Annotated in this window: 15 protein-coding genes; 5 read left to right on the forward strand and 10 right to left on the reverse strand. The window is 41.9% G+C overall.

The window, feature by feature from the left end; all coding sequences use genetic code 11:
- Positions 1–497: 497 nt before the first annotated feature.
- The 4 genes from ABJH64_RS02555 to ABJH64_RS02570 all read right to left on the reverse strand — a co-directional run bounded on the left by ABJH64_RS02555 (position 498) and on the right by ABJH64_RS02570 (position 5,980).
- Complete coding sequence (locus ABJH64_RS02555) at positions 498–1,520, reverse strand: type IX secretion system membrane protein PorP/SprF (RefSeq protein ID WP_348276663.1); 1,023 nt, start codon at positions 1,518–1,520, stop codon at positions 498–500.
- Positions 1,517–3,853 (reverse strand): PKD domain-containing protein, encoded by a 2,337-nt coding sequence (locus tag ABJH64_RS02560; protein ID WP_348276664.1) that lies wholly within the window; start codon positions 3,851–3,853, stop codon positions 1,517–1,519. The genes ABJH64_RS02555 and ABJH64_RS02560 overlap by 4 nt, the downstream gene beginning before the upstream one ends.
- 105 nt (positions 3,854–3,958) lie before the next feature.
- Positions 3,959–5,230, reverse strand: a complete 1,272-nt coding sequence (locus tag ABJH64_RS02565; protein ID WP_348276665.1) for an adenylosuccinate synthase — start codon at positions 5,228–5,230, stop codon at positions 3,959–3,961.
- Between the two features lie 303 nt (positions 5,231–5,533).
- Complete coding sequence (locus tag ABJH64_RS02570) at positions 5,534–5,980, reverse strand: KTSC domain-containing protein (protein WP_348276666.1); 447 nt, start codon at positions 5,978–5,980, stop codon at positions 5,534–5,536.
- 238 nt (positions 5,981–6,218) lie between these two features.
- On the opposite strand from ABJH64_RS02570, the gene ABJH64_RS02575 reads away from it, so the two are divergent.
- The 5 genes from ABJH64_RS02575 to ABJH64_RS02595 all read left to right on the forward strand — a co-directional run bounded on the left by ABJH64_RS02575 (position 6,219) and on the right by ABJH64_RS02595 (position 11,639).
- A complete protein-coding gene (locus ABJH64_RS02575) occupies positions 6,219–6,542 on the forward strand; it encodes a hypothetical protein (protein WP_348276667.1) in 324 nt (107 codons plus the stop codon).
- 269 nt (positions 6,543–6,811) lie between these two features.
- Entirely contained in the window at positions 6,812–7,888 is a 1,077-nt protein-coding gene (locus tag ABJH64_RS02580; protein WP_348276668.1) for an HlyD family secretion protein, read from the forward strand.
- Complete coding sequence (locus ABJH64_RS02585) at positions 7,878–8,906, forward strand: hypothetical protein (RefSeq protein WP_348276669.1); 1,029 nt, start codon at positions 7,878–7,880, stop codon at positions 8,904–8,906. Before ABJH64_RS02580 ends, ABJH64_RS02585 begins: the two co-directional genes overlap by 11 nt.
- Complete coding sequence (locus tag ABJH64_RS02590) at positions 8,893–10,245, forward strand: efflux transporter outer membrane subunit (protein WP_348276670.1); 1,353 nt, start codon at positions 8,893–8,895, stop codon at positions 10,243–10,245. The genes ABJH64_RS02585 and ABJH64_RS02590 overlap by 14 nt, the downstream gene beginning before the upstream one ends.
- Positions 10,246–10,442: 197 nt before the next feature.
- A complete protein-coding gene (locus ABJH64_RS02595) occupies positions 10,443–11,639 on the forward strand; it encodes a hypothetical protein (protein ID WP_348276671.1) in 1,197 nt (398 codons plus the stop codon).
- A 219-nt stretch (positions 11,640–11,858) separates the two neighbouring features.
- On the opposite strand, the gene ABJH64_RS02600 is transcribed toward ABJH64_RS02595, so the two are convergent.
- The 6 genes from ABJH64_RS02600 to pgi form a co-directional block, all read right to left on the reverse strand.
- Positions 11,859–12,086: a hypothetical protein gene (locus tag ABJH64_RS02600; protein ID WP_348276672.1), complete on the reverse strand. Its 228-nt coding sequence runs from the start codon at positions 12,084–12,086 to the stop codon at positions 11,859–11,861.
- A gap of 66 nt (positions 12,087–12,152) precedes the next feature.
- The gene (locus tag ABJH64_RS02605; RefSeq protein ID WP_348276673.1) at positions 12,153–12,500 is read right to left on the reverse strand and encodes a hypothetical protein; all 348 of its coding nucleotides are present in this window, start codon (positions 12,498–12,500) and stop codon (positions 12,153–12,155) included.
- A gap of 161 nt (positions 12,501–12,661) precedes the next feature.
- Complete coding sequence (locus ABJH64_RS02610; RefSeq protein ID WP_348276674.1) at positions 12,662–13,837, reverse strand: dicarboxylate/amino acid:cation symporter; 1,176 nt, start codon at positions 13,835–13,837, stop codon at positions 12,662–12,664.
- A gap of 135 nt (positions 13,838–13,972) precedes the next feature.
- On the reverse strand, positions 13,973–14,527 hold the full coding sequence (locus ABJH64_RS02615) for a DUF2911 domain-containing protein (RefSeq protein WP_348276675.1): 555 nt from the start codon (positions 14,525–14,527) through the stop codon (positions 13,973–13,975).
- A 136-nt stretch (positions 14,528–14,663) separates the two neighbouring features.
- Positions 14,664–15,383, reverse strand: a complete 720-nt coding sequence (locus tag ABJH64_RS02620; RefSeq protein WP_348276676.1) for a class I SAM-dependent methyltransferase — start codon at positions 15,381–15,383, stop codon at positions 14,664–14,666.
- A gap of 417 nt (positions 15,384–15,800) precedes the next feature.
- A complete protein-coding gene (gene pgi / locus ABJH64_RS02625) occupies positions 15,801–17,447 on the reverse strand; it encodes a glucose-6-phosphate isomerase (RefSeq protein WP_348276677.1) in 1,647 nt (548 codons plus the stop codon).
- Positions 17,448–17,576 lie beyond the last annotated feature (129 nt).

Here is a 17,576-nt window from a genome sequence, read left to right on the forward strand (position 1 = left end):
GGTCTTGGTCAGATGCCTCAATCTCCCGATTTCTGCTCCGTTTTTTCCCCTTCCTTGCTGAAGGGAGTGCAAAGGTAAAAGGTTATTTTTAAACCGCAATACCTAGCGCGAAATTTATTTTTGAAAGTTTTTCAGGTTACTCCCCTCGCCTCTCTCTCTACCCATCCGTTAGATCGGTGCGCAAAGGTAAGGACTCTTTTTTCTCTTCCTAGCTCTACGCCTAAATTTCTTTTTTTTCAATCTTATCTAGAAAATTTTCCCTAATCCCTCTAACACCGTGTGCGTCGTTTGGGAGTGCAAATATCCGAGATTTTAATTGAAGTACAAGAGAATACTAGAAAAAACTTGGATACTTAACTTAACTCACTGACTACAACTGACAAATATTTGAAACCGATAAAAATTGGGACATGAAGAAATATATAACCTTAAGAATTCTTTTAATCCTGCTAACTATCACAATCACAAAATTAAATTTTGATCCAAGTACCTAGAACCTAGTATCTGAAGGTTGGTAAAGCTGGATAGTACTTTTTACGTGGATCCTGAGACGAAAAAACATACCTCACAGATACTTCATGTGCCCCTCCCGAAACATTCTGCCCCAACTTAGAAATAGAATAATCATAGCTATATCCAAAGTCCAAACCTGAATCCAATTCGATTCCTATAAGCCCAATTAAAGATTCATTATTCGGTAGATTGTATTTAGTCGGCAAACCTCTGTACCAAAAGCCGAGAATAAGCGGTTCGAAAAAAAACTCAGCGCCAATGTCTAGCTGATCAAAAGCACCCTGCGACTTATAATTAAACGCCAAAGCAAGCGATCGCTCCTGATCTGTATTATTGAAAAAATCATTAATATTCCCTGGAGCGAGATTAAACCTTACTCCACCATGCAGTGAATATTTGATCGGTAGTCTATTTGAGTCAAATTCCAGATAACTAATCTGAGGCTTTAATAAATGAAAAGCAGAGACACCAAACCAAAACTTATCTTCATAATACAAAAGCCCAGCATTAACATCTGCAGCTCGCAATCGACTATCCCCAGTGAATCCATCCCCAGGCTCACCTAGTATAATTCCTTTATCTATGTCTAACTGAGTTCCCAAAACAACTTGATCAAAAAGAACATCTCTCGATATAAAACTCCCTTGAACTCCCATATGCAGGAAGCGTTTTTCCCCCAGCCTCAAACGATAACTATAGAGCAACCCAACTTCATCGGTTCTACTTTGAGTGAAAGATTCTCTCGCGCCAGAGACGACCAAACCGAAACCTGAATTATACTTCTCTGAAAAATGATCTCCATAGGCCGTGTACGCAAGGAAACTCTGGTCCAAAGCAGGCCATTGATTCCTGAAATTCACACCTACCCGAGTCAGCCCAGTGCTTCCGGCCAAGGCAGGATTGAGGTAAAAAGGATTGGCATAAAACTGGGAATATTGAACATCCTGCCCAAAGGATTTGAACCCAAACACTATAAGTATGATGGTAATTAAACAAAGCCTCCTCATCTGATCAACTTGAATTTACCCGCTCTTTCCACTTTTTCTCCATCTGTAGCTACGCCATTGAATCGGTAAACAAAGAATCCAGCATCTAAAAGTTTGCCATCTAGTTTTCCATCCCAACCTGATGAATTCAACTCATATGTTCTAAAAATCAAATCCCCCCAATTATTAAAAATCAATAGCTCGGCTGACACTAGCCCCTTGTATTTTGGAGAGAAAAATTGATTCTCGCTAGCCAAAGGGGTAAATCCTGTGGGAAACATCACTCTATAACTACGAACGATAGAAACTTTTTTCACTACTGATGCTTCGCAGCCCCACCTATTTGTCACTGTGAGGGTCACGTCAAACTCCCCCTTCTTTCCAAATATATGAGTTGGGTTTTTATCTGTAGAAATAGTGCCATCTCCAAAATCCCATTTCCAACTTTGAGCGCCATTGGGGGACAGGTCTCTAAACTGAAATATATCATCTGGAAAAAATCCACCATCTTCCTCCCCTTTCACTCCGGTACCTGATATTTCAAAATCAAAATTTGCAATGAGCTCTTCCTCTAAAATTACGATTTGCACAGGCTCGGGCAAGGAATAACATGCTAGATCGGCATGCTTGACCTGGAGTTCATAGGCTCCAGAAATAGAAATTTCCTTCATTTCATCGTCCAAATACGTCTGTCCGACACCTGTCAATTTATAATCATACATAAGTGGGTCGTAGTTGGAAATGGATTCTGTAACATCGACAGCCTGCCCGGGTGTACAGCCAACCACAGGTGAGGTGACCTGAAAACCCGGGAACTCCGGAAAACTAACTTTAATAATATTGGAAATAGCAGGGCAATTCTTACGATTATAGGCTTTCACCAAATATTCGCCCGCAGTGGAGATGGTTATCTCTTCCAAAATTTCTCCAACAATAAGTTCGTCGTTCTTATACCATTCGTAGCGCTCATAAATCTCCCCTCCTTCAGAATTCAAAACCACTGATTCACCTCCACAGAGTCTTACTTCTTCTATAGCTTCAGGATTTCCTTTTTCGAAAATACTCACTGGCTCCGGTGACTCCTGGATTTTTAAGGTCATGGAATTACCAGAGGAAGTTTTACCGTAGGAATCTGTAATTGTGTAATACACCGTCACACTTTGGTCGGTGAAGCCCGTTTTTGGAAAAAAAGTAAAATCTCCGCCCTCTGAGCCTGCTGTAAAGGTTCCTTGAGGTAATTCTAAAACTCTATTTTCTTCCCTACACTTTCCTTGAGCACAGATATCCGAACTTTCTTCTTCTATGTCTTCAAGTGATGCATAAAATTGCAAACATCGGATTTCACTGTCCTCATTGGGTAAAACAACTTCTTCATCCGTAATAAAATAAGTATTCTCCTGCCCCTCACACGAAGCAAAATCAGAAAAATCCACCCCAACTGGATTTTGTAAGCCCTCATCATTGGAGACCTCTACTACTAAGTTTCTAATTTCATGGATATTGGTCTCGCCCCCTGTAGAAGCAGCAAACCCAATTTTTAAATTACCCGAAGGCTGGTATGGAAATGGAATTCCGGGAAATATCGTAATCGTCCTAGGCTCATTTTGAACAGTAGTCACTACCATTTCCATTTTCAGCAGATAACCTACTCCTGCGGGATTTGGCTCTAGTTCCAAAAAAACCTGTCGGTAACCAATTTTTGCAGGATCTGTAACCCGAGTGGTGCCTTCCCCTCCGGAACTGAGAGGAAATTGATATTGCACATCAAGTGACAAACCAAGTGATCCTGATGGTGGATCCAAGGTCATTTTGCCATCTACAAACTCATAACCATTCAGCCCAGAGCCACTTTTCCTAATCGAAATACTATTAGGGTATCTGCTAGTAGGCGAATTTGAAAAACCACCGATTTTACCCTCACCTGTGTTGCTATAATTACCAAAGGAATCGAAACCTATGCCCAGATATCCGCCTGTCATGCCTGACACAGTACCGCGCTGAGCGTAGCCAAATGAACCGCCAAATCCCCCAGGTCTGAAATTTTGCACAGCTGCATCAAACAAAAAAACCGTAAGCCCATCGGCTCCAGTGCCTCCATACATAAAGTATTCGAAGGAAGCTTTTATCCCGTAGGCTGGAGAAAAAGGAATATCTATATACACATATCCGTTTTGTTCTCTTTGGGCATCTGTCAACCTCAGAACACCATCAATCAATCTCGCACTGCCTCCAAAAACCGTCTTCGACCCGATTGACTGTTGATCCGAAAAAGTTTCACAATAAGGAAAGCCTACTTGGGCACTAGTCGTGAAGGACAAAAAAAAGAAGAGGACGACTGGTAGTAAAAATTTCAATCTAAGGTTAGGTTTAAGTTAGGCACGCCAAAATACACTTAAAACCCCTAAAAGAAAAAGGCCCTTGACTTTAAAAGTAAAGGGCCTTAGGTAGTGGAAATTCTACTAACGTAAAATCGTTTGGGTACGATCTGGACCTACAGAGATAAGCTTTATTGGAACATGGAGCTCAGTTTCTAAATATTCCACATATGCTCTCAATTCAACTGGAAAATCCTCGAACGTATGTATATTTTCCAATGAGCAATTCCAGCCCTTCATTGTTTTATAAACCGGAATCACTTCTTGCTCGGTAATCTCAAAACTTAATTTGTCAATCCTTTCTCCGGTAGGAAGTTCATAATGAGTACAAACTTTGATTTCCTCAAATATATTTAACACATCGCCCTTCATCATAAAGAGTTGGGTAACCCCATTGATCATGATAGAATAACGGAGTGCTGGCAAGTCTAACCATCCACATCTTCGTGGGCGGCCGGTAGTACTTCCGAATTCATTTCCTTCCTTGCGCATATCCTCGCCATCCTGGTCAAATAGCTCAGTTGGAAAAGGTCCGCTACCCACACGGGTACAGTAAGCTTTGAAAATACCGAACACTTCACCGATTTTGGAAGGGGCAACACCCAGGCCGGTACAAGCTCCGGCAGTCATAGTACTACTACTCGTCACAAAAGGATAGCTGCCAAAATCCACATCCAGGAGAGATCCTTGCGCTCCTTCGGCTAGAATTCTCTTCTTCGAATCCAATGCCTCATTCACCACATACTCGCTATCAATTAGATTCAGTGTTCTGAAAAACTCAATAGCTGCGAAGAATTGCTCCTCCATTTCAGCTAAAGCATCCAATGGATGATTGTAAAAAGAAAGGGTGGTTTTATGCTTAGCTACAAGCGTATCGTATTTTTCTCTAAAATCAGGACTCAAAATATCGCCTACGCGAAGTGCCGTTCTACCTATTTTATCCTGATAGGTAGGTCCTATACCCTTCAAGGTAGAACCTATTTTTTTATCACCTTTTGCTTGCTCGGAGGCAGCATCCAGCAATTTGTGGGTAGGTATGATAATCGTGGCCTTTTTGGAAATCACCAGATTTTTCATGTAATCAATAGAGAACTTGCCCAATCCGTCGATTTCTCTTTTGAGAACAATTGGATCGAGAACTACTCCATTACCTATAATATTGAGTATCTGTGAGCGAAAAATCCCAGAGGGAATCTGATGCAAAACGTGCTTTATTCCGTCAAATTCAAGGGTATGTCCAGCATTTGGACCTCCTTGAAAGCGAGCAACAATTTCATATTCGGGCGCTAATACGTCCACTATTTTTCCTTTTCCTTCGTCTCCCCACTGGAGACCTAGAAGTACATCCATCTTCATTTGATGTGCGATCTTATCTGTTACACTTGACTTTTTGAAGCGTGAAATTTGTGATAAGCCAATAGAAAACCTAGAGAAAGAGTGTAATTATTTCGAATTCACCGGGATCAGCTAGCCAATTCAACCACTTCACATAAACTGCTCACTACTCTATTCAGATACTTGCAATTAGCTGAATCATTCTTTCATAGGAGGTTAAGTAGCCTATTGTTCACCTAAGACAATCTCAAAATGGCTATGAGTACTGTACTTCACTTCTCTTTATTATGGACTGACCTGATGCAGGCCTAACGCTCAGAAACCTTAAGCTGGCTCCATGCTTTTCTTAGTCTTTCTGTAAATGTAATTTGGATAAATAGCACGCTTGGCAAAACGGTTAATTTTATCACTATTGATCATTTTTTGAAAAACCGCCGGTGTCACTCCGAAGTATTCATAGGTGGTACCATCTAAGAACGTGATTTCTAACACCATGCCTTTGTGATGATAGTCTGCAATTCCCTCATTGATCGTTGCAGTGTATGCTTCCTTATTTGCATCTCTAGTCTCAGGCGCTATGCTCATCAAAAAATGGTAACCATCGATCACTCTTCGACTTTGAACCTCTGCTTCTACTTTCATAGCATCACCATCCTGGAATTTGTCAGGATGCCACTGCTTCACCAGATCTCGATACGTTTTCTTCAAAACCGTCAGATCAATTTCCTTTTCAACTCCGAAGAGTTTTTTGTATTCATTGATACGCTTCATGAGTCATTTTATTTGCGGGCGCAAAAGTAAGGCTTAATTTGACGTGAAGTACTACTTCTTCTAGCCTTTGTGAGTTTCTAAATTTAACGCTGAGCTAAACTCCGCTCTCGGCAAAATCTCGAGTTTTACCGCTTTATTTATTAGATTTCAAAAGCCTTATAAGTTCAAAATAGAACAAGGAATTTCAACCGTAGCTTATTTTTGATCTTTTGACCAGATTGTCCGTACACTTTAGTAAGTGAAAAAACTTATCATTCCAGCCCTCGCCGCACTCTTATTTATAGCAGGACTCATCTGTCTTGTACTGCCTTTTATCCCGTTAGGCTGGCTTCTCATCGCACTGGCATCTCTGCTGATGGCTCCTTATTTCAAAATTATGAGGAAATTTATCGGCTGGTTGACCAAAATAGATAAAACTGGTTTCGTAGAAAAAGCCGGAGAAAAGGCTTCCCATCTATATGAATGGGCTGGTGATCACAAAAGAGCCGAAAAACTGGAGGCCATCCTAGATGAAAACACCGCAGAATCAAATCAGCCCAAGACTGCGTCAGAAAAGAAATGAGAATTAATCACAGTCCGGAATAATAATTAGTAGTTCTGGAAAAAGATTTTGCCGTCGCGCCATAGAATATTTTTCAATTTCAGAGACAGCTCAAGCTTTTTGAAATAATAACCTATTTTTGAAAACAAAAGACGTAATCATTAGCTTTGGCAGCTACTTAATGACAGCTAAGTACCGTTCGCTATCCAATTATATCACCTAATTGAGATGCTTTATATAACTTACCCTAACTAGCTGACATAGAAAAAGCCGAAGTACAATAGAAAAATATGGAAGGAAAAAGTAATAGTCAGGCTAAGAAAATCAGCTTATTCATAGTTCTTCTAATTTTACTTATTGTTGTATTCAATGTGTTGGCCAGTCGCTTCACGCCCTCTACAAACCAGGTGAGGGTGCAGGGATTAAGTTTACCCCTTACACCCATGGTGAGTGGCTACGTATCCAAAGTAAACGTAAGTCTGCATAAAGAAGTAAAGCAGGGAGACACGCTGTTTTTGATTAACAGAAAACCATTTGAAATAGCAGTTGCTCAGGCAGAAATCAATCTGGAAAATATCACTCAAAGCATCACAGCGGGTGTGGCAGGATTGAAAGCTGCTTCTGCACAACTCAACCGGGCTAGAGTACAGCTAGAACGAGCCACCAAAAACTGGGAAAGAACAAAGCGGATCATGGAGCAAAGCAAAGGCGCCCTGGCCGAAGCAGACAGAGAGCGCTCAGAATCTTCCTACTTATCAGCAATAGAGGGAGTATCCACTGCTGAGGCAAATCTCGAAGGTCAACGAGCGGCTCTTGGACCTATCTCAGAAGAAAATCCAGCACTAAAAGGTGCGCTAAACCAACTGGACAAGGCTAATTGGGAGTTGTCCCAGACCGCAATTATCTCTCCATCTGATGGCATCATCGAAAGCTTCACAATTGAGGAGGGTTACTTTGCCTCGCCCAATAGAGCTCTTGCCTCTCTGGTTTCCAATAATACTATTTGGATTCAGGCCAATTTCACTGAGAAAAACCTGACACATCTAAAAATAGGTGATGCAGCCAAAATTACATTTGATATCAATGCAGGGGAAATTTACACTGCCTCAGTGAAAAGTATCGCGTATGGAGTGAAGACTCAAACTACTTCACCTGGCGATCTCCCCACAGTAAGTGCGCCACAAGGCTGGCTCAGGGAGCAGCAGCGCTTTCCAGTGATACTTGCATTGGACGATGAGCAGATGTACAAGAAACTAAGACAAGGAAGTCAAGGCAATGCCGTGGTTTATACAGGCGAAAATTGGCTTTTGAATCTACTGGCTGATGCACGGATATGGGTAAGTTCAAAGGTCGCTTATGTCAGATAAATTAGCGTTACCAAGCGTTCAATTCTCCCAAACCACCGCTATAACTCGTTCTTTGCTTGGGGTGGTTCTTTCTTTACTGATAGCCACAGCAGCAGGTCTTCTTACTCCTCAGACTGCTCCTATATTTGCGGTATTTCTTTTGTCCCCCGGCTCAAAAGCTTTGGGCATCAAAAAATCTCTAGGTGCTGTAGCTGTATTGTTTTTCTTGGGATTGGGTGGTGTACTGCTAGGAAGTATGATTCAGGATTTCATGGTGGAAAGTATCCTGATTGTCGGACTCATCATTTTTTGGTCATTGAGACTGGTATCTATTCCAGAGCCTATTCGATTGATGTTCCTGATATATTCTATATTATTTCCATTACTGAGCTTGACTTTTGAACTATTGGCTCCTTTTGTATTCATGGAAATACTTATGAACCTAGGTATCGCATTAATAGTAGCTCAGTTGGCTTTTATCCTTCTGCCGGAAAGCAGCCCGATGTCCCTACCAGCCACTTCGCAACAGCAGGGCTCATCAACCTTCAACTTAGATAAAATCGCATTGAATGGACTTATTGTCATATTTCCCGTTGTGATACTTTTCTTTTTTTATCGTCCAAATAATCTGATTTTAACTTTGATTTACATAGTCATGCTGGGCATGGATCCGCTGATCTATAAGTCAAAAAAAGTCTTCGTGATTCTGCTTGCCAATTTGTTTGGGGGAATAGTAGCTGTGGTAGCTTATAATCTCCTGACCATCTCTCCTACTTTCTTTTTTTATTCGATCGTACTGTTAGCAGCGTCAGCCTTTTTCACCTTCAATATGTATTCTGACAAAAAAACACGGGATATGTACCCTATGGCCTATAGAACTTTTTTTGTAGTGATGGGAGTAGTATCCAGTACTACAGATCAAGTAGAGGGAAAACTTGTAGATAGACTTCTAGGAATCATCCTGGCTGTAGTATATGTGGTTTTAGCCTATCATGTGCTGAATATTTTCAACAATCCAAGAATAAATGAAAAAGTATAGCGCATTTCTTGGATGCATAGTGCTTGTTTTGGGAGTAGTATCAAGCTGCAAAATCCGAAAAGAGTATGTCTCACCAGCACTGCAAGAATCAAGTTCTTTTTCCACACTAACAACTGACACCTTAGCCCTAGCTGATGTATCTTGGTGGGAATTCTTCAATGATTCTACTCTCACAAAGCTCATTGCTCAGGGTATGGACAATAACCTGCCCCTGAAAAACATCACTGTTGCTATCAGGCAGGCTCAACTACAGCTGGATATAGCCAAAGCACAACTCTACCCAGCTATCAACTATACTATCAGAGGAGAGTCTTCTACCAATTCCATCTCCCCATCCCTGTCCAATTCCATTGCTCCTGCGGCACAGGTCTCCTACACTGTGGACGTATGGGGACGAATAGCTAATCAAAACGAAGCAGCTTTGCAGGCCTATTTAGCCACAGAAATGGCGGTTTTCGAAGTGAAAGCAACATTGGTAGCGCAGCTGGCGGAACTCTATTTCACGCTGAGAGACATAGATAACAAAATTGAAATCTCCGAACAGATGCTTGTTTCCATGCAGGAGTTTGAACAAATCATGGAAGAAAGATATTCAGGCGGCTTTATTTCAAAAGTGGACGTCAACCAAATAAGTATAAGTGTAAAAGATATAGAAGTGACTATTCAGGCATTAGTCAGAGCTAGAAAACAGCTAGAAAATGCCATAAGTATCGCATTAGGAAATGTGCCTCAGCAAATCCCGAGAGGCAAAAAACTACAGGAGCAGATTTTCCCATCCGAACTACCTACGGGTGTCCCTGCTGGTTTGCTGCGTAGAAGGCCGTCAATTCTACGCTCAGAAATTCTATTGAAAGCTCAACTCGCTCAACTTGGAGCGGCAGAGAGTTTTCAATATCCAAACTTTGAGATTGGGTTGAATGTGGGTGCTGAGTTACTAAACCCAATGGCCGTTTTTGGAAGTTTATTTGGTAATCTGACCGGCCCAATATTCAACGCAAAACGTATCAAAAACACCATCTCATTACAGGAAGAACAGTATAATCGAGTAGCCCTGGATTATCAGCAGTCCTACCTCTTGGCGTATGGTGAGGTAGAAGACGCGCTCATTGCCATCAAAACGTATCAAGAAGAAGTGGCTATCCGGAGCAAACAGCTTGCACTTGCTCAGGAAGCTTACGACTTAGCTTGGGTTCGATACAATGAAGGTGCCACCTCTTTCCTTGAGTTTTTGAATGTGCAAAGTAGCTTGCTGGGCGTACAGCTCTCAGCCTCAGAAAGCTATAAGTCGCAACTCCAGTCAGTAGTTCAACTCTACCTTGCGCTGGGCGGTGGCTGGTAAGATTGCAGCTTGAGATTGTCAAAATGAAGAATTGCTTCAAAGGCAGTTAATCCTTTGCTCCTGAGGATTCCTCCTGCTTTGCAAACCACTTATCAACTACCCGCTTACTAGCCCATAAGCACATAAAACTTGGCCTAAAATTGGCTAAGGGAAATTCAAAATTAATTTTCTACTACTTCCTCTTTTCAAAACTCCAAATGAATTTAAAAAAATCGTTTGTGCTCTTCGTTTTTATGATTACTGCCGGTTTGTCCCAGGCGCAAACAGAAATCACAGAGCAGATCAAAACAGATCGGGACAATCAGCTCAAGGAACTGAATGAAAAACTGAAAAACAATGAGGAAATAGTCAATCGATTAACCGAAAAACTAGCTGCGACAGATAATAAAACTGCCTCGGACAAGGAGAAAATCGAAGACATGGAAAAACTCCAAATAGCTCTCGATACTCGACTAAAAATCCTGGAAGAAGCTCCAAAAACGAAGATTAATCTAAATGGGCAATTGGCATTCACAGAGCTCCTGAGCATTCAGCGAGACATACAGCCTCTGGAATTATTTCTTACATCCCAGTCGTTTTTTGACCAACTAGGAAGCATAGGCAAAATACAGCAGTATAAATCCTTCACTAGCTGGAAGGCAGATTTTGACAAATGGTATGAGAAGGATGGCAAATCGGATGCGATGAACAGCTTGTTACAAAATTCCCTGACGATGATTTCTGCATCCTCATCTGTTGTACCCATTTATGGCACTATGGTAAACACCGCCATATCAGGAGTCACCACCCTGATGGGAACTCTGGGTAAAAAAGAAAAGGATCTCTACGACAAAACTCCTGAAATGCTGAGAATACTAACGATTTCCAGTCAGTTTGAACAGCAGAAATCTATCATAGATCACGAGTGGACGCTTATTAATCAGGAATTGGAGCAACTACAAAAGGAAAATGCAAGTCTCCTTGATGAGCAGATGACTTACTTCGGTATCGACAAAAAGCAATTCGAAAGAAGGTATCTGAAGGCAACTTTGGACTCAGATCGTGAGCAGTTTAAAAATGAATGCAGAAAATCCATTTCGGATAAAATAGCCACATTGGACAGATCTGCAGATACTCGAGGTAAGTGGCTAGGTCAGGTAGAAACCTACATGTACAAAGTTCAGTCCCTTCGTTTACGCTTCGGCCAGTTGACCTCCCGCATGCTTGCCAATATAGATCAGTATGAAACCCTATTGAAAAACTACTCTGATCCAGCAACATTCCCAGTGGAATTCACCTCCAAAATTATTGCTATGAATAGCCCATTAAATAATTTGCGGAATAAATTTTACTCCAGCTTCAATCCGGCCAAATACGTGGAAGATTCGGCAGTTATGTACATTGAGCGTCAATAGCATGTACTGTGTTGCTGTAGAACAGCAATCATTCCCTTTCATAAAAATTGATTTCCGGCGCTTTTTATTCATAGAAAAAATAACCCGACTGAGGTCACCTCTAGCGCTTGATTTGGATAGCAGGACTAAATCCTACCTGTTTTCAAAAGTCAGGGAATAGTGAAACAAGTATTGCTCCCGTAGATCAGGGCAGTCTAATTCTTGAAAAATTAAAGTAGTTTAATTTTTGTTTTTATCTCTTTCCTCATTATCGACGGTTTCCTCCTGCACATCGTTCTCTTGGTCATTTTCTCGTTCTATTTCGTTAAACTCTTCTTTTTTAGGAGGACGTGCGCCTTCGGATTGGCCAGGCGTTTTGCGGGTTGATCCCTTATCTACTGAATCTCTTTTCTTGCTTAAAAAAAACAGGGGAGAAAGGCTTCTCAATTGACTTTGATGAGTTAACATAATAATGGGTTTAAGTGGTCTTTAAAGTGAGGCTGCATGAAATCTACCTGAAAAGAAATAGGACATTTATTCAAAATTGCTCCCCATTTCTTCAATCTCCTCTATCGGCACTCGCTTGATAAACTCATCATAATATTGATTATCCTCATCTGAATAAGTACCGTAGGCATTTAGGATAAATCCCTTTTCACCCGAATCTCCATGCAAAAGGTAGATCACCGCCATATCTCCAGGATCAGATTCTCCCTCAAAACGATAAACTTTCACGATTTTAAGCTGCTCGGGCTGAAGGATCGTCTCCGAACCATCAAAACTGGCACCTGCTCTTTTGATCGTCAGTTCCTTACCATAACCTCTCTCAGGCAGAAGATTTAACACTTGTGAATAGGTTGTCATTGATTTGGATGTGCTCATGATTTCTAAGATTTAGTGAAAAAGATAATTGCTTTAAGATGAAGGCAGCAAGACAAAGGCCATCTTATCAAAAGCCTTAAATCCAGTAATTTAGGCTTTACCCCAGTTTTTTCTCCACAAATTCAATCCTATATCAGAGAAATATTCACCCCAACTTGACCCTATTCAATTTGTTTTTCCTGAGTAATCTTATCCACTACCAAAGCGATCGCGCCGTCACCAGTGACATTACAAGCCGTACCAAAACTGTCCATCGCAATATAAAGTGCGATCATCAATCCAATCATTTCCTCGCTGAAACCCAGCATGGACTGAAGCACACCGATAGCTGCCATGATCGCTCCTCCAGGAACTCCTGGTGCCGCCACCATCGCTACTCCAAGCATAAAAATAAATCCTGCAAACATCCCGAAGTCATACGGAACTCCCTGCAAAATCATCAAGGCAACTGCGCAAGCAGTGATTTTCATGATACTCCCCGACAGGTGGATAGTAGCACAAAGGGGAATTACAAAACCGGCAATTTTCGGAGAAACCCCGTTTTTCTCTGCCTGCTCCAGCGTCACTGGAATCGTGGCCGCTGAGGATTGTGTGCCCAAGGCAGTGAAATAAGCAGGCATCATATTGCCCAGCAATTTCAACGGGTTCTTCTTCACAATACCTCCAGTGATCACATACTGTAAGATCAGCAAGAAAATATGCATGGCGAAAATTACCCCTATGATATTCAAGAACACAGAGAGAATGGAGAACACTTGGCCACTATGGGCCATATTTGCAAAAATCCCCAAGATGAAGATGGGTAAAAGTGGGACAATCACGTTTTCAATCACCTGCATGATGATCGTCTCAAAGTTCTTTACCACCTTCTTCAGCATGGAATTTTCCTGGTAGGACAGACCCAACCCAATCACAAAAGCCAATACCAAGGCAGACATCACATCAATCACCGCCGGAATCGTAATGCTGAAATAAGGCACTAAGTCTTTTCCACCTTCTGTAAGCTCAGAAGCCTCATTGATATGCGAGGAAAGTAAGGATGGGAAAATCGTAGCGGAGGTAAAATAGCTCATGAATCCTGAAAAAATCGTAGATCCATAAGCAATCGCGGCAGTAATCAGAAGCATTTTCCCAGCACCTTTACCCAAATCTGAAATAGCAGGCATGATCAGTCCGAGGATAATCAGAGGAATGGCAAAGTTCAGGAATTGTCCAAAAAACGCGTTAAAGGTTGCGAAGATTCGATTAACAGATTCTGGTAAGTAAAGTCCGAAAACTATACCCAAAACGATCGCGACAAATACTTTAAACAATAAATTGGAGAAGAGACTCTTCATTCTTTAGGTTATATTGGGGTGACGAGGTACAAAGCCTCAATTTAATCGTGGATGTGCCGAATGGCAGCTGAGGCAGCGTGGCGTAGGAACTTGTAACATAGATTTGCGCTCCCGCAGCGTTTTTTACAGGTTGATTCAATAGGTAATGGGGATTTCTACCATAGTCTGATCCCAAGCCAAACGCATGACAGCTGCACCGTTTTTGAAATCCTCAAATCGAATAGAGAAATTTTCCACTACCGAATCTAGGGACTTAGAAGGAACTGTAAATCTAGCCACGTCGCTAGCCTTTCTATACCCATGAGTTCCCCAGAAATCCAAATCCGAATTTACAATAATGGTCCATTCTGTAGCGCCAGGAACTGCAAAAAGGGTGTATGTGCCCGCACTCAATTTTTGTCCACCCAAAGTGATGTCTTGAAATGCCTTAAATTCAGTCGCTTCATTTGCTCCAAGCCTCCAAACTTTGTCGTAAGGCGCCATTTTGCCAAAAACTTCGCGTCCATTTTTAGCCGGTCGGCTGTAGTACACCTTTGCGATTACCTGCTCACCATCCACTCTATCGTGTGCAAAGTTGTCAGGTAAATAAGCTACATCCAAGGGACTTTTATCCAGCGACGGGAAGGATTGACCTAGTGACAACGTAGAAAAACTACAAGAAATCAGGAGAATTAGAAGGAAATTTTTCATAAGGTTAGCTTAGTGTAAACTTGTGGCAAAGTAGCAAAATTAAACGGAAGACAATTTTCCATTCCTGTAGATTCTACCCAAAAAACTGCTAAGACTGTTACCATGAAGCCCTTTGATCAGGAAAATAGAGCTGAGTTCAAGGGGTTTTTCTAAACAATAAAAAATGCTGGATCGGTAGAAATTTACCATTCTTGATCAGCTCAAAGCCATTTGCACTCAGCTCCTTTTTAGCTTGTTTTTCGGTCATTTTGTGAAGGGGCTTGATCGGAATACTTGGATCCTCTCCTTTATATTCCAGCAATAAGATTTTCCCATCAGGCTTTAAAGCCTTATAAATAGCCCCCAACATTTCTTTAGGATAAGCCAATTCATGATACACATCCACCATGATCACCAAATCAACTTCTCCTTCAGGAAGATTGGGCGTTTGCTCAGCTCCTTGTACTGCAATCACATTTGACATACCCAGCGACTTACTTTGAGCACGTATATAAGCTACCGCATCTGCCTGAATATCTACCGCATATACCTTCCCAGAGGGCACCAAAGGCGCTATCCTAAAGGTGTAATACCCTGATCCAGCCCCTATATCCGCCACTACGCTCCCGGAATCTATTGGCAGATTTTTCAAAGCCATCGCAATACCTTCCTCACGCTCCCGCTCTGCTCTTTCCAGCCAATCCTTCCCAGCAAACCCCATGACAAAAGAAATTTCCCTGCCCAGATAGACTTTACCTGTACCATCCCTACTTGGAGTTGTAAAAGTGTAGGCTTCCTCTGTGGCAGTCTGTGCCTGACAGCCATAGTTGATGCTAAAGAAAGTGAGGAAGATAAGTGCAAGGATTGGCTTTTTCATAGGGATTCGTTTTTCAGTTAACTCCTTAAAGGAATGCTTGTTTTGAAACAAGTCCAGCTTCCGGAAAATCAGGAAAACAGTAAATTAACAAGGCTGCCAAGCGAAAGACCCGCTCACCTACCTCTTCCTTCGCGAAACCACTGCATCCCAAGATTGAAAATATGAGATCCCGACTATTTATAGAATCGGGATCTCGTTTTGTGCGATTAGTGAGGATACTAACCTTGGAGGCATTTTTAACAGCTCCTGTCTGTGTCTCCACAAACAGGAATTTAGTGGCAGTATAAGTGGTCTGTGAGGACACAGACCACGGAGGTAGGCCTTTCTGCCTATTTAGTCCAGCTTCTGGAGAAGCAAGACAACAAGAGTTACAGCATTCACTGCGAAACCTTCGAGTTCTTAGTGGTTAAAAGTAACCTACTTCCTCATTTTCTTATAAGCATTGATCAGGCCATTGGTAGATCCATCGTGCGTAGTGATTTCCTCATCGCCATGCAACTCCGGAAGAATGCCGCTTGCCAAAACTTTGCCTAGTTCCACACCCCACTGATCAAAGCTGAAAATATCCCAAATTACGCCCTGTACGAAGATTTTGTGCTCATACATAGCGATCAAAGCACCTAGCGTGTAAGGAGTAATTTCCTTTACCAAAATAGAATTTGTAGGCCTATTTCCTTCGAAAACCCGATGTGGGGCTATTTTTTCAATTTCTTCTTCCGACTTACCGGCAGCTTTCATCTCTCTTTTCACATCTTCCAGAGACTTCCCATTCATCAGGGCTTCGGTTTGTGCAAAAAAGTTGGAAAGCAACTTCTGATGATGATCTCCTACAGGATTATGGGAAATAGCCGGAGCGATAAAATCACAAGGAATCAAATGTGTGCCTTGGTGGATCAATTGATAAAAAGCATGTTGCCCATTGGTACCTGGCTCTCCCCAGATAATCGGACCCGTGGTATAGTTTACTTTTTCTCCTGATCGACTGACATACTTGCCATTACTTTCCATATTTCCTTGCTGAAAATAGGCAGCGAAACGATGCATGTACTGATCGTAAGGAAGGATAGCCTCAGAACTAGCACCAAGGAAATTGGTATTCCAGATACCGATCATCGCCAGGACAACCGGGATATTTCTATCAAACTGAGAATGGCGGAAATGCTTATCCATCGCATGTGCTCCGGCAAGTAATTTTTCGAAATTATCGAATCCAATCGTGCAGGCAATCGGCAAACCAATCGCTGACCATAGAGAGTATCTTCCTCCTACCCAGTCCCAGAACTCGAACATGTTCTCGGTATCAATTCCAAACTCCTCAACTGACTTGGCATTGGTAGAAAGTGCCACGAAATGCTTGGCCACAGCCGTATCTATTTTCGCATGCTCCAAAAACCAGTCTCGTGCAGTATGCGCATTGGTCATGGTTTCCTGAGTGGTAAAGGTTTTGGAAGCTATGAAGAAAAGTGTCGTCTCAGGATCTACTCTCTTGAGCGTCTCGGCGATGTGCGTTCCGTCCACGTTGGACACGAAATAGACTTCAATATCCGGATTTTGGTAAGGCTTCAGGGCCTCAGTCACCATCACCGGACCTAGGTCAGATCCTCCAATTCCAATGTTTACCAGTGATTTGATTGGCTTTCCTGTGTAGCCTAGCCACTCTTTATTTTGAATTTTATCAGCAAAAGCCTTCATCTTTTTCAAGACGGCAGAGATATCCTCCATGATATTATGACCGTCAAGATATACGGCCTCATTGGCAGGGTTTCTCAAAGCAGTATGCAACACAGAACGACCCTCTGTCACATTGATCGGCTTTCCAGTAAACATATCCTCAATAGCGACATGTAGATTGCACTCACGTGCCAGATCGAAAAGTGCGTCAAGGACTTCCTGATTCAGCCTGTTTTTAGAAAAATCAACTAAAATATCTTCCAAAGAAATGCTCAATCTGTCAAAGCGCTCGCGCTCATCAAATTGAGATAGAATAGTCGTGTCTTTATGATCTTCAGCAAGCTGCTGTAATCTTGCCCAGGCAGGAGTGGTCGTAGGATTAATTGCGTTCATTGGTTTGTTTAGATAGGAATGAGTCACAAAAATAAGGTTTATCTTGAGGGATGAAAGGATTTATGGCTATCTGCACTAATGGCAGTATTACAACTTCCTAGATTGAAAGGCTAGATCTCCGATGTCGGA

It is taken from the genome of Algoriphagus sp., from assembly GCF_039969895.1.
Lineage (GTDB): Bacteria > Bacteroidota > Bacteroidia > Cytophagales > Cyclobacteriaceae > Algoriphagus.